This window comes from Billgrantia sp. Q4P2 (assembly GCF_052806135.1).
Genome location: NZ_JBRBAI010000005.1, coordinates 154,227 through 176,369, shown reverse-complemented (window position 1 = coordinate 176,369; position 22,143 = coordinate 154,227). Strand labels below are relative to the sequence as shown.

Annotated in this window: 17 protein-coding genes; 13 read left to right on the top strand and 4 right to left on the bottom strand. The window is 64.1% G+C overall.

Annotated elements, in window-relative coordinates:
• The first annotated feature begins 3 nt into the window (after window positions 1–3).
• The 4 genes from ACUY1T_RS11065 to ACUY1T_RS11050 all read left to right on the top strand — a co-directional run bounded on the left by ACUY1T_RS11065 (window position 4) and on the right by ACUY1T_RS11050 (window position 3,467).
• On the top strand, window positions 4–597 hold the full coding sequence (locus tag ACUY1T_RS11065) for a DUF3304 domain-containing protein (protein ID WP_446022732.1): 594 nt from the start codon (window positions 4–6) through the stop codon (window positions 595–597).
• On the top strand, window positions 598–1,110 hold the full coding sequence (locus tag ACUY1T_RS11060) for a DUF3304 domain-containing protein (protein WP_446022730.1): 513 nt from the start codon (window positions 598–600) through the stop codon (window positions 1,108–1,110).
• Between the two features lie 164 nt (window positions 1,111–1,274).
• Window positions 1,275–3,005: a DUF2235 domain-containing protein gene (locus tag ACUY1T_RS11055; protein ID WP_446022728.1), complete on the top strand. Its 1,731-nt coding sequence runs from the start codon at window positions 1,275–1,277 to the stop codon at window positions 3,003–3,005.
• Between the two features lie 84 nt (window positions 3,006–3,089).
• On the top strand, window positions 3,090–3,467 hold the full coding sequence (locus ACUY1T_RS11050; RefSeq protein ID WP_446022727.1) for a hypothetical protein: 378 nt from the start codon (window positions 3,090–3,092) through the stop codon (window positions 3,465–3,467).
• A 106-nt stretch (window positions 3,468–3,573) separates the two neighbouring features.
• Here the strand turns inward: ACUY1T_RS11050 and ACUY1T_RS11045 are convergent, their stop codons facing one another.
• Entirely contained in the window at window positions 3,574–4,917 is a 1,344-nt protein-coding gene (locus ACUY1T_RS11045; RefSeq protein ID WP_446022725.1) for a replication-associated recombination protein A, read from the bottom strand.
• A 269-nt stretch (window positions 4,918–5,186) separates the two neighbouring features.
• On the opposite strand from ACUY1T_RS11045, the gene ACUY1T_RS11040 reads away from it, so the two are divergent.
• The 5 genes from ACUY1T_RS11040 to ACUY1T_RS11020 all read left to right on the top strand — a co-directional run bounded on the left by ACUY1T_RS11040 (window position 5,187) and on the right by ACUY1T_RS11020 (window position 13,983).
• Complete coding sequence (locus tag ACUY1T_RS11040; RefSeq protein WP_446022988.1) at window positions 5,187–5,732, top strand: hemerythrin domain-containing protein; 546 nt, start codon at window positions 5,187–5,189, stop codon at window positions 5,730–5,732.
• Window positions 5,733–5,846: 114 nt separating this feature from the next.
• Entirely contained in the window at window positions 5,847–6,623 is a 777-nt protein-coding gene (gene murI, locus ACUY1T_RS11035) for a glutamate racemase (protein ID WP_446022723.1), read from the top strand.
• A gap of 38 nt (window positions 6,624–6,661) precedes the next feature.
• On the top strand, window positions 6,662–7,771 hold the full coding sequence (gene trmA, locus ACUY1T_RS11030; protein WP_446022721.1) for a tRNA (uridine(54)-C5)-methyltransferase TrmA: 1,110 nt from the start codon (window positions 6,662–6,664) through the stop codon (window positions 7,769–7,771).
• A gap of 204 nt (window positions 7,772–7,975) precedes the next feature.
• Complete coding sequence (locus ACUY1T_RS11025) at window positions 7,976–12,814, top strand: NAD-glutamate dehydrogenase (RefSeq protein ID WP_446022719.1); 4,839 nt, start codon at window positions 7,976–7,978, stop codon at window positions 12,812–12,814.
• A 137-nt stretch (window positions 12,815–12,951) separates the two neighbouring features.
• Window positions 12,952–13,983, top strand: a complete 1,032-nt coding sequence (locus tag ACUY1T_RS11020) for a quinone-dependent dihydroorotate dehydrogenase (protein ID WP_446022717.1) — start codon at window positions 12,952–12,954, stop codon at window positions 13,981–13,983.
• Window positions 13,984–14,111: 128 nt separating this feature from the next.
• Here ACUY1T_RS11020 and rmf read toward each other — a convergent pair whose 3' ends face one another.
• On the bottom strand, window positions 14,112–14,318 hold the full coding sequence (gene rmf / locus ACUY1T_RS11015; protein ID WP_111412507.1) for a ribosome modulation factor: 207 nt from the start codon (window positions 14,316–14,318) through the stop codon (window positions 14,112–14,114).
• Window positions 14,319–14,597: 279 nt separating this feature from the next.
• Between rmf and rlmKL the strand changes: the two genes are divergently transcribed.
• From rlmKL to ACUY1T_RS11000, 3 genes are all read left to right on the top strand, one after another.
• Window positions 14,598–16,799 (top strand): bifunctional 23S rRNA (guanine(2069)-N(7))-methyltransferase RlmK/23S rRNA (guanine(2445)-N(2))-methyltransferase RlmL, encoded by a 2,202-nt coding sequence (gene rlmKL / locus ACUY1T_RS11010; protein ID WP_446022715.1) that lies wholly within the window; start codon window positions 14,598–14,600, stop codon window positions 16,797–16,799.
• Window positions 16,796–17,149: a glutaredoxin family protein gene (locus ACUY1T_RS11005; RefSeq protein WP_446022714.1), complete on the top strand. Its 354-nt coding sequence runs from the start codon at window positions 16,796–16,798 to the stop codon at window positions 17,147–17,149. Before rlmKL ends, ACUY1T_RS11005 begins: the two co-directional genes overlap by 4 nt.
• Window positions 17,150–17,268: 119 nt before the next feature.
• Complete coding sequence (locus tag ACUY1T_RS11000) at window positions 17,269–19,527, top strand: putative bifunctional diguanylate cyclase/phosphodiesterase (RefSeq protein ID WP_446022712.1); 2,259 nt, start codon at window positions 17,269–17,271, stop codon at window positions 19,525–19,527.
• 26 nt (window positions 19,528–19,553) lie between these two features.
• Here the strand turns inward: ACUY1T_RS11000 and ACUY1T_RS10995 are convergent, their stop codons facing one another.
• The gene (locus ACUY1T_RS10995; protein ID WP_446022711.1) at window positions 19,554–19,835 is read right to left on the bottom strand and encodes a hypothetical protein; all 282 of its coding nucleotides are present in this window, start codon (window positions 19,833–19,835) and stop codon (window positions 19,554–19,556) included.
• 130 nt (window positions 19,836–19,965) lie between these two features.
• On the opposite strand from ACUY1T_RS10995, the gene pdxB reads away from it, so the two are divergent.
• A complete protein-coding gene (gene pdxB, locus ACUY1T_RS10990) occupies window positions 19,966–21,120 on the top strand; it encodes a 4-phosphoerythronate dehydrogenase PdxB (protein WP_446022709.1) in 1,155 nt (384 codons plus the stop codon).
• 88 nt (window positions 21,121–21,208) lie between these two features.
• Here pdxB and htpX read toward each other — a convergent pair whose 3' ends face one another.
• On the bottom strand, window positions 21,209–22,108 hold the full coding sequence (gene htpX / locus ACUY1T_RS10985) for a protease HtpX (protein WP_446022707.1): 900 nt from the start codon (window positions 22,106–22,108) through the stop codon (window positions 21,209–21,211).
• Window positions 22,109–22,143 lie beyond the last annotated feature (35 nt).

Sequence of the window (22,143 nt, the reverse complement as noted above, 5' to 3'; positions counted from 1 at the left end):
TTTGTGATCTACAGCCCCCTTCGCCGATATATCAACCTTGTTCCATTGTGGGTATGGTGGACATTTTTCGGCATTTTTGTTGCTTTTGTAACTTGGCTTATTTTTCATGTTCAAAAGGCTACTCTTGTAGGCCATAACCATACCCACAACCCCGTCGTCACCTATTGGGTAAACGACAGCTGGGGTGGTCATAAAAGGCTAGACGACGAAGGTTGGAAAGACGTCGAGAGGCGGCAATATATCAAGGGCCATTGGGATGGCTGGTCTGGCATGACATGCTGCTGGTCATTCAGAGGTATAAAGAATGAGGTAGAAATCTTGTGGTATGTCGATGTCACCACAAAAGAAGAATATGAGGCGTACGAGGAAAGAAAACGAACCGACACCTCACTTGAGGCACTTGCGTTACACCCGCCTCGGAATGAGAAGGAATACACCCTGCGCGTTATTATTCCGGAGCGTACACGAGAAGACCGCTACCTGCATGTGCACTTTCTACCGAATCACGAGGTCAAGCTGGGCTGGAGTTCGGACTTGATTTCGCCTTACGCCCACCTGCCAAAGCGCCCGGACGTGGCCCGCTATCAGGAGCAATAAATGCTGGTGAATTGGATCTGGGATTGGCTGGTCGACAATATCTGGTACGGCCTGCCCAAGGGGGCGCGCTGGGGGTTGAGCGTGCTGTTTGCCGGTTATTTCGTGTGGCTGTTCTTCTTGCCAGACTTGCACCCCATGCCCACGGATACCTCGATACGTGGGCATAGCCATATTGACCGTCCTATCCATCGTTTCTGGGTCAATGATCGCTGGGGGGGGAATCTTGGTCCTTATGGAGGGGGTGGGACCGTGTGCTGCCAGCGGATCAGCGGCGATACCGCTGAAGTGGAGTGGGTGTATGGACGGACCGTCGAGGAGTTCGAACGTGGCGATGAGCCCGAAAGACGTCATGTGACGCTTTCCATGCCAGAGCGCACGCGGGAAGACCGCTACCTGCACGTGCATTTTCTGCCCAATCACGGGGTCAAGCTGGGCTGGAGCCCCAATCTGGTGTCGCCCTATGACCATTTACCGAAGCGCTTGGACCAAGTCGAAGAGGCAAGTGCCCCATGACCGAAGAGGAAATCCTTGCCAACTGCGAGGCGCTAAGCGCTATTGCCGAGGATATAACCGCTTTGGACACCATGACGTGTCATAGCGTCTTGGAGGTGGGTGTTTTCTTCGATGGCATTGGGCGCCACGCTGAGCGAGATGAATCCGATGGACGGTTTAGCAATGTGGCACGTCTCTACGAAACATTCCCCGATCAGATGAGCGATCAGCCAGGTCGACGTTTTCGCAAGCTCTATCTTCCCGGCCTGGGCACACCGCTGGAGAGTGGAGTGTCCGAGAGCTTGGCAACGGTGGGGCGTATGGCGCCTGATGAGGCGGGCAACACCCTCAAGAAGCTAATGAGTGGTAGCATCCGCGAAGCGGTTGGGAGTGGTCTGCTGGAAGAGAGCGGGCGTGCCTGGTGGGAAACCTCCCGGCGTACCCTGGCCGAGCAGTTCAGCTCGCTCAAGAGCTGGCTAAAGGCACCGCTCTATAGCGTCGCGCACCTTGGCGTTGAATCCTGGTCACCGCTTCGCGACAGCCCCCTGATGGCGCACCTGCTGACCAGCGGCGCGGCATCTCGGCTGACCAAGGCGATCCGCGAGTTCGAGGAAGAAGTCACGCTAGCGAATTCGGCCGGCATGCCGCTGGGCACCATTCGTGTCTCGGTGTTCGGCTTCGATTTCGGCGCGGCCCTGGCCAAGGCCTTTATCCGCGAGCTGCTCGACAAGCGATGCGAACGCCAGGGCGATACCTACCGCTACCAGGACGCCGCAGTGGTGGTCGCCTTTGCCGGGCTGTTCGATTGCGTGCACCGCACCCATCCCGATATGGGGTTATTGGAAGCGCCGCTGCCCACGGTCACGGCCATTGATGATGGCGGCCCGTTGCACCCTGCCTGCCGCCGGGCCGTGCACCTGATCGCCGCCCAGGAGCGGCGGATCACCCGCCGCTGCCGCCCCCTTGGCGGGCAGCGGGCCAACTGGCACGAGGAGCTGCTGCCTGGCATCAGCGAGGATGTTGGCGGTGGCCTCAAGCCCGGCGAGCAGAAGGTCAGTGCCGAGCTGTCGCGCTATGCGTTGCATCGAATGTACCGTATGGCGCATCGGGCCGGCGTTCCGGTGCCCAGCCTGGAACAGCTCTACCAGAGTAAACCCGATGTGGCAGCCTATTTCATGGTCGATGACGAGATCGATGGCCATACGCTGCCTTCGCTGGCGGCGGCCTATGCCGAAGCGACCCGCAAGTACCGAGAGCCAAGCGCCGAGAGCTTCCTCTTTCATGCCGAGCTGTACCTGTCCTGGCTGGCCAAGCGCTACCTGATCTACCGCGATACCAGGGCTGCGCTGGAGGCTCGTCTCGGCGCATTGCCGAGCCGTACGCCAAGCGGTGTGCTGGGCGTGCCTACGGCCTCTTTGACCCGGCCGGACGAGTGGGAGGATATCGTTGCCACTGCTGAGGAGGTCGAACAGGCACTGGCAGAGTTGGAAGCGCAGTGGGGCTGGCTGAAGGAGGTCGACCGGGAAGCGCGGGCCATCCATCGCCAGCATTATACGGCGAACAATGAGATCAGCCGCTATGCACAACGGCAGCTGGCAACGGAAGGCAAGCTTGCCGGGTTGTGGATGGCCCGGGTCGGCAGCGAGTCGGCGCGAAACGAACTCGAGGAGACCTTCACGAGAAATAGTGATGTCGCATACCTGTTCCGCTATGGCATTCATGATCGCCATGCCGACGACCAGGAACTGCAATTCCAGGCCGGGGGCGCCAATGCCAGCGTGGGCAGCCGGCATTATCGCTTCTTCGCCTGGCGCGGTGTGGACATGCCTGTCGAGGCGAACGCATCACCGGAAGAGCATCCCACCCCGGCACCCCAGGGAGGCCATGGAGCGCTGGGCTATGCGTTAAATAATTGATTCTTGTTGACATTGTGGGTATTGAACGCGCATGCGCCGAGCCTGGCCATGTGAAAAGAAGAAAGATCGACAAAGGGAAAATCAATGCGTCATTTCATTGCCACGACATTCGGTGGTCTTTCACTTCGCTACTTCTTGCGCCAGCTGTTCTTCGGCATCGGAATGTCGGCGTTGATCGTATTTGCTATCACGCAGGGAGATGGGCAAGTGCGCATGGATCAGCTGCTGTTGCTGACCGTTAATGCCTTGTTGTACCCCTATTCGCGCTTCATTTACGAACAGGCGGTGGGATTCCTGCTGGGAGACAATGTGTTCTTCGTCAATGCGGTGATGCTGCTGGTGGTGAAGATATTCACTATGACGCTCTGTTGGAGTTTTGCCATCTTCATCGCACCGCTCGGGCTTGCCTATCTTTTCTTCTATCATCGCCAGACGCAGGGGCAAGAAAACATCGAGGGGTGAGGGCGGTAGGTCAGCATGAGGGAGCCTGATCCGATACCAAACGTCCCGCCGACTTGGCGGGACGTTTGCTGTCGTTGCCCTGATTGCGCCATGCCTGAGTCGGCTGCTATCCCTCTTCCTCGCCGCGGTCGGCCCGCGCATCCAGCTCGGCACGCCAGGCCATCAGCTGGGCGTAGCGCTTCTCTTGGCCATGCTCGCTGGGCTGGTAGAAGGCTTCGTGGGGCAGCTCTTCCGGCCAGCAGTCGTGGGCGCTGCCCGCCGGGTAGCCTTCCGCTTCGTTATGGGCGTAGCGATAGCCGTGACCGTGGCCCAGCGACTCCATCAGCTTGGTCGGGGCGTTGCGCAGGTAGGTGGGGACCTCCAGGCGTGGCTGGGCAGCCACGAACGCCTTGGCGCGCTTCCACGCCTGATCGATGGCGTTGCTCTTGGGCGCGATGGAGAGGTGGATGGCGGCGTGGGCGATGGCGCGCTGGCCCTCGTAGTCGCCCAGGCGCAGGTAGGCGTCCCAGGCCGCCATCACCAGTGGCAGGGCGCGCGGGTCGGCATTGCCGACGTCTTCCGAGGCGATGGCTGCCAGCCGGCGCACCACATCGAGCGGGTCGCCGCCGCCCTGGATGAAGCGGGCAATGTAGAGCAGGGCGGCATCCTGGCGCGACGAGCGCACCGACTTGTGGATCGCCGAAAGCAGGTCGTAGTAATAGTCGCCCTGCTTGTCGAAGGCGCTGGCCTGGTGGCCGAGCGCCGCATCCAGCGCTTCGCGGGGGAGGCGCTCGCCATCGCCCTCGGGCACGGTGAAGTCGCAGGCGGTTTCCAGCATGCCCAGGGCGCGGCGTGCATCGCCGGCGGCAGCGCGGGCCAGCATGCCCAGCACCTCGTCATCGACGGCGATGCGACGCTCGCCCAGCCCGCGTTCGCGATCGTTCAGGGCGCGCCGCATCACTTCGATGAGTTCCTCATCGTCGAGCGCAGTGAGCACATACACGCGGGCACGCGAGAGCAGCGCGGAGTTGACTTCGAATGAAGGGTTCTCGGTGGTGGCGCCGATCAGCGTCAGCAGGCCCGATTCCACATGGGGCAGCAGGGCGTCCTGCTGGCTCTTGTTGAGCCGGTGGATCTCGTCGAGAAAGAGCAGGGTGGGGCGCCCCTGGCCCTGCACCGCACGGGCTCGCTCCACCGCGGCGCGGATCTCCTTGACCCCGGCCATGACCGCCGACAACCGCTCCAGGTGCGCGCCGGAGTGCTCGGCGAGGATCTCGGCCAGGGTGGTCTTGCCGGTACCGGGCGGCCCCCACAGGATCATCGAACGCACGCTGCCGGTTTCGGCCATGCGCCGCAGTGGCTTGCCCGGCCCGACCAGGGCTTGCTGGCCCACGTAGTCGTCGAAGCGCCGGGGGCGCATGCGAAAGGCCAGCGGTGCAGAGTCGTCAGGCGCCTGGCCGAAAAGGTCCATTGGTGAGTTCTCCTTGTGCTGCCCGGCGTTGCCGCGGAGTGTGATGCGCAGAGGCTGCGATGCGTAGTGATTCGTGGCTGGCAATACGACCTTAGGCGATGTGCGGGATTGGGCCAAAGGGTCTAGGTTGGAGACTGCATCCTGCCATTTCGTGCCGTGTCTTGTTGGCGACGAGGCCGTAGCCCGATAGCGACAAGACTGAACCTGCTCCGGTCCCGAGAATCCAATCCCTATACCCGCTCATCGTTAGAGGAGGCCTCGACATGCCCATGCTGACCCAGTTGCGTCAGGATCATGCCAATATGGCGCGCATGTTGCACGTTCTTCAGCTCAAGCAAAAGGCCTTGGTGGCCGGTGAACGCCCTAATTTCCAGCTGGTTCGCGAGGTTGTCGACTATATTCTCGACTACATGGAAGGGTTCACCATTCCGCTGGAGCGTGTCTGCTCGGAGAGGCTGCAAGCCCTGGCTCCCGAGAGCAAGGAACTCACCGAGCGTTTATCGAGCGACTACCAGGCCCTCAGACCGCGCCTGATGCGGTTGTCCAACGATATCGACATGATTCTCATGGATGCGGTGGTCCCGATGGACCGCTTCGCCGCTGACCTGAAGGCCTACCTCGATGCGCATCGTGCCTATCTGCGTGACGAGCGCGAACTGCTCTTCCCGCTGATTGGCGATCACTTCGACGACCACGACCTGGAATGCCTGGCCCAGGCGCTGCCCGAGGGGGCTGCGGCCAAGCTGGAACGGCTCCAGGAAGCCTATCCGGAGCTCTACGCCGAGCTGCGCGAAGCTGAGGAACCGGCTGCCTGAGAGCGGATGACGCAATACCGACCGGCGAATGGAGGCTTCTGCTCGCTCGGCATGCTGCTAGAATAGGTCCCTTTCTAGTAGCCGCCGAGCGATTTCCATGAGCTTCGTTTTGCCATGCCCGGCCCGATACTGATCTTCGATTCCGGTGTCGGCGGCCTGTCGGTCGTTCCGCCGCTCAGGCATTGGCTGCCCGATGCCGCGTTGGTCTATGCCTGTGACAATGCCATGCTGCCCTACGGCACGCGCCCCGATGGCTGGCTGGTGGAGCGTATCCTCGCGGTGTGCGATGCCGCGGTGGCCGCCAGCGGCTGCTGCGTGCTGGTGGTGGCATGCAACACCGCCAGTACCCTGGCGCTGGATGCCTTGCGCGCCCACTTGACGGTGCCAGTGGTGGGCACGGTACCGGCGATCAAGCCTGCCGCCGCCCTGAGCGTCAGCCGCCATGTTGGTCTGCTGGCGACCAGCGCCACCGTGGCACGGCCTTATACGGACCGCCTGATCGAAGCCTTCGCCAGGGATTGCCGGGTCACGCGGGTGGCAGCCGACCCCTTGGTGCGCGAGGCCGAGCGCCTGCTTGCCGGCGACGAGCCAGACCAGGCCATCATCCGTACCGTCATGGAGCCCCTGTGGAGGGAGCCCGACCTCGATACCGTCGTGCTTGGCTGTACCCACTTTCCGCTGTTTGGCGAACGGCTGGCCGCCGCGTTCCCCCGGCCGGTGCACCTGGTCGATTCCAGCGAGGCCATTGCCAGGCGCACGGTGCAGGTAGTCAACGGCCCGGCTCCCAGGGCGGGGCGCGACCAGAGCCTGGCCACGGCGCCCGATGCCAGGCTGTCCCGGGCACTGGTCACCTTCGATTTCGACGAACCGCGCCTGCTGATCGTCGGCTGATTTTCGTTCAATACTCCCTGCCCACGACAGGAGATGCCGTGTCCATTCCCGTTGTCGACCCCACACGCTACGACCAGCAGCTCGAGGCCAAGCGCGAGCGCATCAGCCAGCAGTTCCGACGCTTCGGCCCGCCTGAGCTGGAGGTCTTTCCCTCGCCGCCGAGCCATTATCGACAGCGCTGCGAGTTTCGCTTGTGGCACGAAGGTGACGACCTCTACTACGCGATGTTCGAGGTCGATCCCGACGATCCCAAGCACAAGCGGGTGATCCGGCTCGACGACTATCCGGTGGCCAGCCGGCGCATCAACGAACTGATGCCACGGCTTCGCGAGGTGCTGCTGGAGAGCGACGTGCTGCGCCGGCGCCTGTTCCAGGTCGAATTCCTGACCACCCTGTCGGGGGAGGCACTGGTCACGCTGATCTACCACCGGCCGCTGGATGCGGCCTGGGAAGAGCAGGCGCGGCAGCTGCAGCAGCGTCTCGACGTCAGCATCATCGGCCGCTCACGCAAGCAGCGCCTGGTGCTCGAGCGCGACCATGTCTGGGAGCGGCTGGAGGTGGAAGGGCGCACCTTCCATTACCAGCAGGTGGAGAACAGCTTCACCCAGCCCAATGCCGAGATCAGCCGCGCCATGCTGGCCTGGTCGCGGGACGTGACCCGGGGTAGCCAGGCGAGCGACCTGGTGGAGCTCTACTGCGGCAACGGCAACTTCACCGTGGCGCTGGCCGAGAACTTCCGCCGTGTGCTGGCCACCGAGATCTCGCGCACCTCGGTCGCCAGTGCCCAGCAGAACCTGGCGGCCAACGACATCGGCAACGCCGCGGTGGGGCGCATGTCGGCCGAGGAGTTCAGCGCCGCACTCAAGGGCGAGAAGGGAGGCAGGCGAGTGACGGAAATGGCGCTGGAGGAGTACGACTTCTCCACCGTGCTGGTGGACCCTCCGCGTGCCGGCCTCGACGAGGCCAGCTGCCGTCAGCTGAGCGAATACTCGCGAATCGTCTATATTTCATGCAACCCGGATACATTGGAGCACAACCTGGAGTCGCTGAGCCGCACTCATCGGATTACCCGTTTTGCGCTATTCGACCAGTTTCCCTGGACCCATCATTGCGAATGCGGGGTGTTGCTGGAAAGGAAGCCCGCCTGACTCGCTCGCCTCGGCTCGGAAAGAATCGACGCTGTCAAGTAGCGAAACGTTCAGTCTCGATGCACAAGCGACATGCTCCATGAGAAGACTGGCAAGTCGATAGGGTGTGGCGCAGGGCTACAGTAAGCTTCCCGACACGTGGCCGCGGGTCACGCCGATTCTTTCCCAGGGCCGAGACACGGCCCCAGGCAGCCGAGGTGAGGGATGCAATACGAGACGATCGAAGTTGGCCGGCAGGAAATTCTCAAGCAGCTGCGCGAACGCCTGGATAGCCGACTCGAGAAGGCGCGGGCCGAAGAAGTCGAGGCTTTTGCCCGCCACTTCTACGCCACGGTCCCGCTGGAGGACCTGGCCGACCGCCGGCTGGACGATCTCTACGGGGCCACCCTATCGGTATGGCACTTCATCCAGCACTTCGATCACGCCTCGCCCAAGGTGCGCGTCTTCAATCCCGATTTCGAGGAGCATGGCTGGCAGTCTTCGCACACCTTCGTCGCCGTGCTGCACGAGGACATGCCGTTCCTGGTCGACTCGGTGCGTATCGAGCTGAACCGGCGTGGCCTGACCGTCCATGCGATCCACAATGCCGTGCTGGCGGTGGAGCGCAACCGCAGCCATGACCTGTTGCAGGTCGGTTCGCCGCGCGAAGCGAATGCACCCGACAAGCGTGAGTCGTTGATTGCCATCGAGATCGATCGTCACTCCAACCCCGAGGTGCTGGCCGACATCGAACAGTCGCTGCAGGAGGTGCTGCGTGACGTGCGCATCGCCGTGGGTGACTACGAGGCGATGAGCGAGCGCGCCCATGAGGCAATCGCCGAGCTCAAGGCCGGCCGCCCCGAGCAGATCGAGTCCGGTGATCACGCTGAGGCGATCGCCTTCCTCGAGTGGCTGGTACGCGACAACTTCACCTTCCTCGGCTACGACGCCTATACCATCGAGTCCGACGCCGATGGCGACCGGCTGGTCAAGGCCGAGGGCAGTGAACTCGGCGTATTCCGCCTGGATCTGCCGCGCTACCGGGAGCGCATCCGCACCGAGCTGGGTATCGAGGGCAATCGTTTCGTGCTGTTGCCCCAACTGCTCTCCTTCGCCAAGAGTTCGCACCATGCCCGGGTCCATCGTCCCACTTACCCGGATTACATTTCGATCGACCGCTACGACGAGCAGGGCCGGGTCATCGGTGAGCACCGCTTCCTCGGCCTGTTCACCTCCAGCGTCTACAACGAGTCGCCGCGCAACATCCCGCTGCTGCGGCACAAGCTCAAGGCCGTGATGGAGATCGCCGGCTTCAACCCCAAGGGCCACAACGGCAAGCAGCTGCTGCAGATACTGGAGGTCTACCCGCGCGACGATCTGTTCCAGATCGACACCCAGGAACTCGCCCGTACCGCACTGGGGATCCTCGACATTCGCGAGCGCCGCCGGGTGAGGCTGTTCATTCGCACCGACCGCTCCGGGCGCTTCCACTCGTGCCTGGTGTTCGTGCCGCGAGACGTATTTTCCACCGACCTGCGCGTGCGCATCCAGAACCTGCTGTGCGAGGAACTCGACGCGACCTTCGGCGACTTCAACACCTATCTTTCCGAGTCGATCCTCGCCCGCATCCAGTTCATCCTGCGTTTCCGCGACGATACCCCCCGCGAAGTCAACCTCAAGCGCCTGGAAGCCAAGGTGGCCCAGCTGGCCCGCAGCTGGCGCGACGAGCTGCACGAGGCGCTGGTGGAAGGCTTCGGCGAAGAGCAGGCCAACCGGCTGATGGATCGCTTCCGCGATGCCTTCCCGGCCAGCTACCGGGACGACTTCGGCTCACGTACCGCGGTGTTCGACCTGCAGCATCTGGCCGACCTCGACGCCGGCGAGCCGCTGGCGCTCACCCTCTACCGTCTGGTGGAGGAGGAGGGCAGCGGGGTCAATCTCAAGCTGTTCCAGCGCAATCGCCCCATTCCGCTCTCCGACGTGCTGCCGGTGATGGAGAACCTGGGGCTGCGCGTGATCGGCGAACGGCCCTACGAGATCGTCACGCCTGACGTACGCTACTGGCTGCACGACTTCGACCTCGAGCATCACACCTCCACCGAGGTCAGCCTGCAAAAGATGCGCGAGCCGTTCATCGAGGCGTTCAAGCGTATCTGGGGCGGCGAGGCCGAGAACGACGCCTTCAATCGCCTGGTGATCACTGCCAACCTGGACTGGCGCGAGGTCGCCATGCTGCGTGCCTATGCACGCTACCTGAAGCAGATTCGCTTCGGCATGTCACAGGATTACATCGCCGCCACACTGACCAGCTATCCGGAGATTACTCGTGAGCTGGTGACCCTGTTCAAGCTGCGCTTCGACCCCGAGAAGCGTCCCGGCGAGGAAGAGGTCGAAGCCTGCATCGAGCGCATCACCCGTCATCTCGATGGCGTGGCCAGTCTCAACGACGACCAGCTGCTGCGCCGCTTCATGGAGCTGATCCGCGCCACCCTGCGCACCAATTACTACCAGCAAACCGCCGATGGCAGGTTCAAGGACTACATCGCCTACAAGCTCGATCCCAAGCGGGTCACCGGCATGCCCAAGCCGCGCCCGGTCTTCGAGATATTCGTCTGCTCGCCGCGGGTCGAGGGTGTCCACTTGCGTGGCGGCAAGGTCGCCCGCGGCGGCCTGCGCTGGTCGGACCGCCAGGAGGACTTCCGTACCGAGGTACTGGGCCTGGTCAAGGCGCAGCAGGTCAAGAACGCGGTCATCGTACCGGTCGGGGCCAAGGGCGGCTTCGTCTGCAAGCGCCTGCCCGAAGGCGGCGACCGCGACGCCATCCAGCAGGAGGGTATCGCCTGCTACAAGACCTTCATCCGCGCGCTGCTCGACGTAACCGACAACCTGATCGGCGGCGAAGTGGTGCCACCCAAGGACGTGGTGCGTCACGATGACGACGATGCCTACCTGGTGGTGGCGGCCGACAAGGGCACGGCAACCTTCTCCGACATCGCCAACGAGATCTCCGCCGAGTACGGCCATTGGCTGGGGGATGCCTTCGCCTCCGGCGGGGCCAACGGCTACGATCACAAGAAGATGGGGATCACCGCGCGCGGGGCTTGGGAGTCGGTGAAACGCCATTTCCGCAACCTCGGCCTGAATACCCAGCAGGATGAGTTCACCGTGCTCGGCATCGGCGACATGGCCGGTGACGTGTTCGGCAACGGTATGCTGCTCTCCGACAAGATCCGCCTGGTTGGGGCCTTCAACCACCTGCACATCTTCGTCGACCCGCACCCCGATGCGGCCGCGAGCTTTGCCGAGCGCCAGCGCATGTTCAACATGCCGCGCTCCAGTTGGGAGGACTTCGATGCCTCGTTGATCTCCGAGGGCGGCGGCATCTTCAAGCGCAGTGCCAAGTCGATTCCGATCTCGCCGCAGATGCAGGAGGTGTTCGGCATCGAGGAGGACCGGCTTTCGCCCAACGACCTGATCCGCGCCATGCTCGTGTCCCATGTCGACCTGCTGTGGAACGGCGGCATCGGCACCTACGTCAAGGGCAGCCTGGAAACCGATGCCATGGTCGGTGACAAGGCCAACGATGCGCTGCGCATCAACGGCAGCGAGCTCAACTGCCGCGTGGTCGGCGAGGGCGGCAACCTGGGCCTGACCCAGCGCGGCCGCATGGAGGCTGCCGCCAAGGGTGTGCTGGTCAATACCGATTTCATTGACAACGCCGGCGGGGTCAACTGCTCCGACCACGAGGTCAACATCAAGATCCTGATCGACGAGGTGGTCAAGCGCGGCGACATGACGGAGAAGCAGCGCAACCAGCTGCTGGCCGACATGACCGAAGAGGTGGCCGACCTGGTCATCCTCGACAACTATCGCCAGACCCAGGCGCTCGACCTCTCGCAGATGCTGTCGCGCTTCGGCATCGGCCCCTACCGGCGCTTCATCAGCGAGCTGGAGGCTGCCGGCCAGCTCGATCGTGAGCTCGAGTTCCTGCCCTCCGACGAGGAGTTGCAGGAGCGCGCCAATGCCGACCAGGGCATGACCCATCCGGAACTCTCGGTGCTGATCTCCTACGCCAAGAGCGTGCTCAAGGGAGACGTGCTGGCCTCCGACGTGCCCGACGATCCTTATATCCAGCAGTACGTGGAGCGAATCTTCCCGCGGGTGCTGGTCGAGCGCTTCCACGACGAGATGTACGCGCATCGCCTCAAGCGCGAGATCGTCACCACGCAGGTGGCCAACGATCTGGTCGATCACATGGGCATCGTCTTCGTGCGTCGGCTCATCGATTCCACCGGGGCCAGCCGTGCCGATATCGCCCGCGCCTACATCATCGCCCGCGACAGCTTCCAGCTCAGCGACCTGTGGGAGCGGATCGAGGCGCTGGACAACCAGGTGCCGAGCCAGGTGCAGTATTCGATGATGCTCGGCTTGATGCGGCTGATTCGGCGTACCACGCGCTGGTTCCTGCGCCAGCGCCTGGGTCTCTCCACGCGTGACGCCATCGAGTACTTCGCGCCGCGCGTCGCCCAGCTGCAGGAGGGCATCGGCGAGCTGCTGCGCGGCGAAGAACGCAGCCGGTGGGAGCAGAAGCGCGACGAACTGCTCGCTGCAGGGGTGCCCGAAGAGCTGGCTGCCACGGTAGCCGCCTCGGGCAGCCTGTATGGCGCACTCGGCATCATCCAGGCGGCGCGCCTGACCGATGAGAAGCCGCAGCGTGTCGCCGAGGTCTTCTTCGAGATCGGCGACCGGCTCGAATTGCCCTGGATGATCCAGCAGGTGAGCAACCTCGACGTCCGCGACAGCTGGCAGGCCCAGGCCCGCGAGACCTTCCGCGACGATATCGATCGCCAGCAACTGGCGCTCACCACCAGTGTGCTCAAGACCGAGGATGGGCGCGAGCCCGATGAGCGTGTCGACAACTGGCTGACCATGCATGCCTCGCTGCACGAACGCTGGTGCCGCCTCATCGCCGAGGTGCGTAGCGGCAGCCAGGCGACCTTCCCACTGTTCGCGGTGGCGGTGCGTGAACTGGTCGACCTGGCCGAGAGCAACGGCGAGGGCTGACGAGGCTGGCAGTAGACCCGTTCGTGGTGCAGCAACGCGCCCCGCCTTGATGGCGGGGCGCGTCGTCTTGGGCCTGCGGCGCTGCTATAATCCGCCCGCCTCGCCAATCACCGCTCGCCCAACCGCCAGGAGATGCCATGTACGCGCTTGCCCGTTCGATCCTGTTTCGCTTCGATGCCGAAACCGCCCACGGTCATGCGCTCGCCGCCCTGGATCTGGCTCATCGGCTGAAGCTGGCGGGGCGCCTCGGAGGTGCGCGTGTCGACGACCCCGTAGAGCTGATGGGGCTGCGCTTCCCCAATCGGGTAGGGTTGGCGGCGGGGCTGGACAAGAACGCCGATCATCTCGATGCGCTGGGCGCGCTCGGCTTCGGCTTCGTCGAGGTCGGTACCGTCACACCCAAGCCCCAGGACGGCAACCCCAAGCCGCGCCTGTTCCGCCTGCCGGAGCGCGGCGCGATCATCAACCGCATGGGTTTCAACAACGCCGGGGTGGACCACTTGGTGGCGCGGGTCAAGGCCGCCCGTTTCGACGGTGTGATCGGCATCAACATCGGCAAGAACCTCACCACGCCGGTAGAGCGTGCCGTCGACGACTACTTGATCTGCCTGGAGAAGGTCCACGCCCATGCCGACTACGTGACCGTGAACATCTCCTCGCCGAACACGCCGGGGCTGCGCAACCTGCAGTTCGGCGAGCATCTCGACGCCTTGCTCGGCACTCTGCGCGAGGCGGGTACTCGACTGGATCAGGCGGCCGGCCGGCGGGTACCGTTGGCAGTCAAGATCGCTCCAGACATGAGCGCCGAAGAGGTGGGGCTGGTGGCCGAGAGCATCGCCACAAGCGGCATCGATGCAGTGATCGCCACCAACACCACGGTATCGCGCGAGGCGGTGGCGGGGCTGGCCCATGCCGACGAGCAGGGTGGTCTCTCGGGGCGGCCGGTCTTCGAGCCCTCCAACCGGGTCATTCGCGAGCTGCGCCGCTGTCTGCCCGAGCTGCCGATCATCGGGGTGGGCGGCATCGACAGCGGTGAAGCGGCGCTGGCCAAGGTCGAGGCAGGCGCCGACCTGGTGCAGCTCTATTCGGGCTTCATCTACCGCGGGCCGGCGCTGGTGGGCGAGTGCGCCCGGGCGCTGAAGGCAGCGGGTGACATGAACAGGCGTTGACCGGGCAAGGGGTCGAGTGAGGGCTGGCTGGTCGAGCAACGCAACAAGAAAGCCCGTGCATGGCACGGGCTTAGCTCATTCCTCGCCACCTGGCGGAGGCAAAGGACAATAGGTTGGTGGGAAAGTCGTTACATTACCATCGGGTTCTTGTGAATCCCGGAGACGCCGGTCATGCCGGCCCATTGGTCTCCTCGGCCTTCACGCCAACCACTCATCCAGTATTCGCGTATGTTGACATCCTGACTGGGACAGTCGTCGCGGGAGCGCCCGGAAATACCGGCCTTGTAGCCATGGAGATAGGCGCGTTGGAAGCGATCACGTTTCTGTCTTTTCATCGGATGACCTCTTGTCAAGGTACCAAATTGGAGCGCGCGACATGCACGCCCCGGCGTTCCACCGTTCGCCTAGCCGTTATTCAATCCTTTAACGACGGCAGAGCGAGGTCATGCGGGCCCAATAGAGACCCGCAGAGTGGACGCATGCGTCTTTACAGTAGCTACCATGACTAGTCTTAGCCCATCATGGGGGCCATTGTCGACCTATGTTTCGTCATAAGAGCGAGACAAAATTGTAACGAAGTGAATATGCCCGGCCGAAGGGGGCGGGAATGTGACATGAGTGAGTCATCCCAACGCGGAACACGGACCTTTCTGGCAACCTGCCCCAAGGGGCTGGAAGAGCTGCTCGCCGACGAACTGCGCACGCTGGGAGCCGAGCCGCGCAAGACGACGGTGGCCGGTGTCCATTTCCACGCCGATCTCGAGGCTGCCTATCGCGCCTGCCTGTGGTCACGGCTGGCCAATCGCATCGTGCTGTGCCTGCTGCGCGAGGAGGGCATCGAGCGCCCCGAGGAGTTGCACCGGGCGGTTTCCGGCGTCGACTGGCCCAGCCACCTGCGCCCGGGTGCGACCCTGGCGGTAGACTTCCATGGGCGCAGCGAGCAGATTCGCCATACCCGTTTCGGCGCCCAGACCGTCAAGGACGGTGTGGTCGACGCCCTGCAGGCACGGGGTCTGTCGCGCCCCGGTGTCGATCTGCAGCGCCCCGACCTGCGGCTCTACGCCCACCTGCACCGGGGCCGGCTGACGCTGGGCGTGGATCTCTCGGGTGAGAGCCTGCACCGGCGCGGCTATCGGCGCGATGTGGGCCATGCCCCGCTCAAGGAGAACCTGGCCGCTGCGCTGCTGATCCGTGCCGGCTGGCCGCAACGCCTGCGCGACGGCGCACCGCTGGTCGATCCGCTGTGTGGTGCCGGCACCCTGCTGATCGAGGCGGCGCTGATGGCCGCCGACATGGCGCCCAACCTGAACCGGGTACGCTTCGGCTTCCACGGCTGGGCACAGCACGACGAGGCGCTGTGGGCCGAACTCAAGCGCGAGGCCGAGGCGCGCGCCAGCATCGGGCGCAAGCGTTGCCGTAACCGCCTTTATGGTTTCGATGAGAGCCCCCCGGCGCTGGCAGCGGCGAAGTCCAATGCCATGCGGGCGGGCATCCCGGCGCTGATCGAATTCTCGGGGGCTTCGCTCAATCAACTGCAGCGCCCCGATGGCTTGGACGAGGAGGCGAGCGGTCTGGTCATCACCAACCCGCCCTATGGCGAGCGCCTGGGCGAGTTGCCTGAGCTGGTGTCGCTCTACCGTGAGCTGGGCGAGGGCGTGCGCAATGCTTTCCCCGGTTGGCGTCTGGCCGTATTCACCGCCAATCCTGACCTTGGCCATCGTATCGGGATGCGCGCCGACAAGCAGTACTCGCTGAAGAACGGGCCGCTGGAGGCCAAGTTGCTGCTGATGGACGTTCCTTCCGGAGGGAGCCAGGCCGAGGAGGGCGGGGCGGGTGCCGCCACTGCGCCGCGCAGCGAAGGCGCGCAGATGTTCGCCAACCGCCTGGAGAAGAACCGCAAGCGGCTCAAGAAGTGGCTCAAGCAATCGAGCGAGACCTGTTACCGGCTCTATGACGCCGACATGCCCGAATACGCCCTGGCGGTCGACGTCTACGACGGCCGGGTGCACGTGCAGGAGTACGCGCCGCCACGCTCGGTGAATGCCGCCCAGGCGCAGAAGCGCCTGTTCGACGCGCTGCAGGTGATCCCCGAGGTACTCGACGTCGACCCCGGCCAAGTGGTAATCAAGCGCCGCGAGAAGCAGAGCGGCAAGGCCCAGTACCGCAAGCAGGCCAGCAGCGGGGAGCGCTTTCAGGTGCGTGAAGGGCGTGCCCGGCTGTGGGTCAACCTGCGCGACTACCTCGATACCGGGCTGTTCCTCGACCATCGCCCGGTGCGGCGCATGCTGGGCGAAATGGCCGCAGGCAAGCGCTTCCTCAACCTGTTCTGCTACACCGCGGCGGCCACCGTGCAGGCGGCGCTCGGCAGCGATGAGACGGGCGGGGCCTGCGACAGCGTCAGCGTCGACCTTTCCAATACCTACCTGGAGTGGGCGCGCGACAACTTCGCCCTGAATGGGCTCGACCCGTCACGCCACCGGGTGGTGCGCGACGACTGCCTGCGCTGGTTGGAAACCGCCAGGGCCGAGTTCGACCTGATCTTCCTCGACCCGCCGACTTTCTCCAACTCCAAGAAAATGGAGGGTACGCTGGACGTGCAGCGCGACCATGGGCGTCTGGTCGAACTGGCCATGGCACGCCTGGCACCGGGCGGCACCCTGGTGTTCTCCAACAACCAGCGCCGCTTCCAGCTCGACGAGGGGGTGGCCGACCGCTTTGCGGTGGAGGACATCTCGGCGCGCACCTTCGACCCGGATTTCAACCGTCGCCCGGACATTCACCACGTGTTCCTGATTCGTCACCGGGAGGCCGCATGACACCTCTGACGCTGTACACCACCCTGGGCTGTCATCTGTGTGAACGGCTCGAGGCCTTGCTGGTAGTCTTGCATCGCGGTGAATATCGGCTGGAGAGGGTGGAGATCAGCGAGAACGTGGACTTGATGGAACGCTACGGCGTGCGCATTCCGGTGCTGGCGGACGAAGCCGGCGGCGAACTGGACATGGGCTTCGAGCCGCCGCGGCTGGCGGATTGGCTGGCCGAGCGCGGCTGGCTCGACGAGGCCGCCTGGCGGCGGCTGCAGGCGGGGGAGATCAAGCCGCCGGCGGAGGGGGACGGTGATGCCACTTCGGCCCGGAAACCCGCCGGACGGCGCTATCTCGCATGAGGTTTCACGCACGAGAGTGCGTTGACCTCAGTACGTTGACCCACCGTTCTGTCGTACTACTGTGGTGAGGCGACCGCACATTGGCAACAATCGAGGGCTCGGTAGCGTGGGGGTGGAAAATGGATGCACCGCAACCGAAGCGGGTGTCGTACGTTGCTCTGAGCTTGATCCTGATGACGATGGCCGGCCCGGCTCAGGCAGCCGGTTTCGTCTGGCACGGTTACTGGCCCTACGCGGCCGGCCTGGTGCTGCTGGTCTGCCTGGGCGTGGCCTGTAACGTCAGGTTGAGCCAGGCGGTTCGACGCAAGACGGCGGATCTCGAGCTGGCAGCCAGCGTGTTTCGGCATGCTCGGGAGGGCATCATCATTACCGATGCTCAGGGCAACATCCTCGAAGTCAACGATGCCTTCATGCGTATCACGGGGTACCGTCGCGACGAGGTCCTCGGCAAGAACCCGCGCCTGCTTCAGTCGGGCGAACAGGACGATGACTTCTACCAGTCGCTGTGGAGCGAGCTGCTCAAGAGAGGCGCCTGGGAAGGTGAGCTGTGGAATCGGCGCAAGAGCGGCGAAACCTACCCGGAGCTGCTCACCATTTCGAAGGTTTGCAACCAGCAGGGCCGCATCTCGCATTTCGTGGGAATCTTCACCGATATCAGTCGGCAGAAGGAGTACGAGCGCCAGCTCCAGGACATGGCGTTCTACGATGGCCTGACCGGGCTGCCGAACCGAATCCTGCTGGTCGACAGGCTGCGCCAGGCCATGCTGGCGGCGCGGCGCAGCGGCTGCAAGCTATCGTTGGCCTACATCGATCTGGACGGCTTCAAGGAGATCAACGACCGCCTCGGTCATGACTTCGGCGACCGCGTGCTGATGGTCATTGCCGAACGCCTGACGTCGGCTCTCCGCGAAGCCGATACGGTGGCTCGCCTGGGGGGGGACGAGTTCATCCTCGTGTTGCCGGAACAGAGCGAGGTGGCCACCGTGAGTCGCCTCATCGACCGTCTGCTGCGGCGCATCGTGGAGCCCATCGAAATCGAGGGAACCTACCTGTACGTTTCAGGCAGCATCGGCGTGGTCCAGTTCTCTCCCGAAGACGAGATCGAGCCCGAGCAGCTCATTCGCCAGGCGGACCAGGCCATGTACCAGGCCAAGCAGGCCGGCAAGAACCGCTTCCATATCTTCGATGCCGAACACGACCGTGCGGTGCGAGGTCATCATGAGAGCGTCGAGCGTATTCGCGATGCCCTGGCCAATGACGAATTCGTGCTGTACTACCAACCCAAGGTCAACATGTCCACTGGCGAGGTCGTGGGGGCCGAAGCGCTCATCCGCTGGCGGCATCCGGAACGAGGGCTCCTGGCCCCGGCTTCCTTCCTGCCGACCATCCAGCAGCACCCCCTGGCCATCGACCTGGGCGAATGGGTATTGGCCCAGGCGCTGGGTCAGTTCGAGGCTTGGGCCAGCATTGGCATCAGGCTGCCGGTCAGTGTCAATATCGATGCCATTCACCTTCAGCAGGCCGACTTCGTCGAGCGTCTGCGTGCCGAGATCGTGCGTCACCCGAGCGTGGCGCCTGGGGATCTCGTGCTCGAAGTGCTCGAGACGAACGCACTGGAAGATGTCGGTCATGTGGCAAGCGTGATGAAGGCCTGCCGTGGGTTCGGCGTCGAATTCGCGCTGGACGACTTCGGCACCGGCTATTCCTCGCTGACCTATCTACGCCATCTTCCCGCCAGCGTGCTGAAGATCGACCGCAGTTTCGTACGCGACATGCTCGATGATCCGGAGGATCTGACGATTCTCGAGGGCGTGCTGGGGCTGGCCGTCGCGTTTCGCCGCGGCATCATTGCCGAGGGGGTGGAGACGCTGCTGCATGGGCGCATGCTGCTGGCGATGGGCTATCAATTGGGCCAGGGCTACGCCATCGCTCGACCCATGCCCGCCGAGTCGATCCCGGGCTGGCTCGAGTCGTGGCGCCCCGACCCTGCCTGGCGCCAGCGCCAGCGCGCCCAGCCGGAAGAATTGCAGGCCATCTATGCCATGGTCGACCACCGTGCCTGTGCCGCCGGCCTGCTGCGCTACCTGAAAGGAGAACGGGCCGAACCGCCGGCGGCAAGCTGTCGCAAAAGCCGCCTGGAACAGTGGTTGTCCGCCCTGCACGACGTGCCGGCCAAGGGTGGCGAGCACACGGCGCGAATCGCCGCGCTTCATGCCGCCTACGATCGGCTTGCCGAGGAGGCGCTGGAATTCAAGGCGCATGAGAACGGCGAACAGGTGAAGCAACACGCCCAGCGGGTGGAAGGGGTAAGCGAGGAGCTGCTGGGGCTGCTGCAATACTGGATCGATGCCCGTGAGGTCGTTCACGAGGATCGCTAGGTCGCCAGGCCCACTTGCTGCAAGCCTTATAGCGAATCGAGCAGCGAGAGCTGGCGCACCGCGGCCTGGCCTTCGGTGCTTTCGGCTTCTACTTCGAGTACCTTGCGCAGGCCCCGGGAAGACAGGATGGTAGCTTCATCGGAGAGCCACATCATGGCCTGGTCGTGATCGTCGGCGAGCATGTGCTTCAGGCCCCCGAACTGGGTGCCGATCTGGCCCCAGGCACGGCTGAATATCCAGTCGCCGAACATGTCTTGGTGAATGTGCACCAGTACGTAGTCGTGTTCACTTTCCCAGCGGACGATCACGGAAGCTCCACAAGCATCGAGGCGCTGCCGGAAGGCAGCGCAAAGGTTTCGTGCGGTATTGTAAGGTTAAACGCCGACGGCACAAGTCACGCTTGGCGCTTTGCCACCCATCCCGTCAAGGAGTGAGAACGTGAAAATTCTCGTCGATGCCAACGTACCCGGTGCCGAGGCCTGCTTCGGCCCGCTGGGCGAGCTGGTGAGGCTGCCGGGGCGCGAGATCGATGCCGCGGCCCTGCGCGATGTCGATGCGCTGGTGATTCGTTCCATCACCCGACTCGATGCGGCGATCATCGACGCGGCCAAGGCACAGGGCTCGCGGCTGCGCTTCGTCGGCACCTGCACCATCGGCACCGACCATGTCGATCAGGCGGCACTGACGCGCCATGGCATCGCCTTTGCCAGTGCCCCGGGATGCAATGCCGAGGCGGTGGTCGACTACGTGCTGGGCAGTCTGCTCACCCTGGCCGAGCGAGAGGGTTGGCGGCTCAGCGAGCGTCGTGTGGGTATCGTCGGCGTGGGCAACGTGGGCGGGCGGTTACGCCAGCGCCTGGTGGCCATGGGCCTCGAATGCCTGGCCTGCGACCCGCCCCGTGCCGAGCGGGAGAGTAGCGAAGGATTTCACGACCTCAAGACCCTCATCGACGAATGCGACGTGCTGTGCCTGCATACCCCGCTGGTACGCGAAGGGCCGCATGCGACCCGCCACCTGCTCGATGCCCAGCGCATCGCCGAGTTGGCGCCTGGCACGCTGCTGCTCAACGCCGGGCGCGGCGACTGCATCGATGGCCAGGCGTTGCGTCAGCGCCTGGCCGGCCAGGGCGATGTCAGTGCGGTGCTGGATGTCTGGGAAGGGGAGCCGGGCATCGAGCCGGCCCTGCGTGACCTGGCGGCACTGGCCACGCCTCACATTGCCGGCCATAGCCTCGACGGCAAAGTGCGAGGCACGCACCAAATCTATACCGCCTTGGTTCGCCACCTGGGGCTGCCGGCTCGGCTCGGCCTGGACGACCTGCTGCCGGTGCCCCCCGTATCCCGGCTGGTGCTCGAGGGCGGGCTGAATCCCGAAGAGGCCATCAGGCTTTGCCTGCGCACGGTGTACGACGTGCGCCGCGACCACGACAGCCTGCAACGAGAGAGCCGGCGGCAGGGCATGGCCAAGGGCTTCGATGCCTGCCGCGCGAACTATCCGCTGCGTCGGGAGCTCTCGACGTTGACGGTCGAGCTGGGTGCGGAGGCGGTGAGTCTGGCGCCCTGGCTGCGGGGGGCTGGGCTGAACGTGAACTGACTGGTTTCGAACGACAAGTCCCATTGACGCGAAGAGCCCGCCATTGAACTGAACTGACGGGCCCTTGTGCTTCTGGGGAGGCGCGGCCTCAACGATAGGCTGCTTCCTTGAGTGCCCGGATGCGATCGTCCAGCGGCGGGTGGCTGGCGAACAGGCGCTCCATGATCTTGCGTGTCTGGCCGGCGTTGATGCCGAAGGCAGTCAGGGTTTCCGGCATCTCGTTGGGCATCTCGCTCTCGGCCTTGAGCCTGGCCAGGGCGTTGATCATGGCGCCGGAACCGGCGAGCTGGGCGCCCGCAGCATCGGCACGGTACTCGCGGAAGCGCGAGAACCAGGCGACGATGGCCGAGGCGATCAGGCCGAACACGATCTCGGCGACGATCACCACCGCGAAGTAGCCCATGAAGCCCAGGCCAGCGCCGTCGTTGCGCGAGCGCAGGAAGTTGTCCACCAGGTGCGCCACGACCCGGGCGAAGAACATCACGAAGGTGTTCACCACGCCCTGGATCAGCGCCAGGGTGACCATGTCGCCGTTGGCCACGTGGCCGATCTCGTGGGCCAGCACCGCGCGTACCTCCTCGGGCCGCATGCGGTTGAGCAGCCCCGCGGAAACCGCCACCAGGGCATCGTCCTTGTTCCAGCCGGTAGCGAAGGCGTTGGACTGCTGAGCCGGGAAGATGCCGACTTCCGGCGTCTTGATGCCGGCCTGCTGCGAGAGTTCGGCCACGGTATCGAGCAGCCACTTCTCGGTAGCATTGCTCGGTTGCGTGATGACCACCGTGCCGGTACCGCGCTTGGCCATCCACTTCGACAGGAACAGCGAAATCATCGAGCCGGCCATGCCGACGATGAAGCAGAAGATCAGCAGGGCGTTGAAGTTCATGCCCTGCTCGGTCAGGTAACCCTCCACCCCGAGCAGGCGCAGCGTGATGCTGGCCACGACGATTACCGCCAGGTTTGTGCCCAGGAAGAGCAGAATTCTCATCATCGTCAGGAATCTCCAGTCGCAAAGGGATGGGCCGA

Coding starts and splice junctions, on each gene's coding strand:
- ACUY1T_RS11060 (WP_446022730.1), top strand. CDS start 598: ATGCTGGTGAATTGGATCTGGGATTGGCTGGTCGACAATATCTGGTAC.
- ACUY1T_RS11050 (WP_446022727.1), top strand. CDS start 3,090: ATGCGTCATTTCATTGCCACGACATTCGGTGGTCTTTCACTTCGCTAC.
- ACUY1T_RS11045 (WP_446022725.1), bottom strand. CDS start 4,917: ATGGACCTTTTCGGCCAGGCGCCTGACGACTCTGCACCGCTGGCCTTT.
- ACUY1T_RS11040 (WP_446022988.1), top strand. CDS start 5,187: ATGCTGACCCAGTTGCGTCAGGATCATGCCAATATGGCGCGCATGTTG.
- murI (WP_446022723.1), top strand. CDS start 5,847: ATGCCCGGCCCGATACTGATCTTCGATTCCGGTGTCGGCGGCCTGTCG.
- ACUY1T_RS11025 (WP_446022719.1), top strand. CDS start 7,976: ATGCAATACGAGACGATCGAAGTTGGCCGGCAGGAAATTCTCAAGCAG.
- ACUY1T_RS11020 (WP_446022717.1), top strand. CDS start 12,952: ATGTACGCGCTTGCCCGTTCGATCCTGTTTCGCTTCGATGCCGAAACC.
- rmf (WP_111412507.1), bottom strand. CDS start 14,318: ATGAAAAGACAGAAACGTGATCGCTTCCAACGCGCCTATCTCCATGGC.
- rlmKL (WP_446022715.1), top strand. CDS start 14,598: ATGAGTGAGTCATCCCAACGCGGAACACGGACCTTTCTGGCAACCTGC.
- ACUY1T_RS11005 (WP_446022714.1), top strand. CDS start 16,796: ATGACACCTCTGACGCTGTACACCACCCTGGGCTGTCATCTGTGTGAA.
- ACUY1T_RS11000 (WP_446022712.1), top strand. CDS start 17,269: ATGGATGCACCGCAACCGAAGCGGGTGTCGTACGTTGCTCTGAGCTTG.
- htpX (WP_446022707.1), bottom strand. CDS start 22,108: ATGATGAGAATTCTGCTCTTCCTGGGCACAAACCTGGCGGTAATCGTC.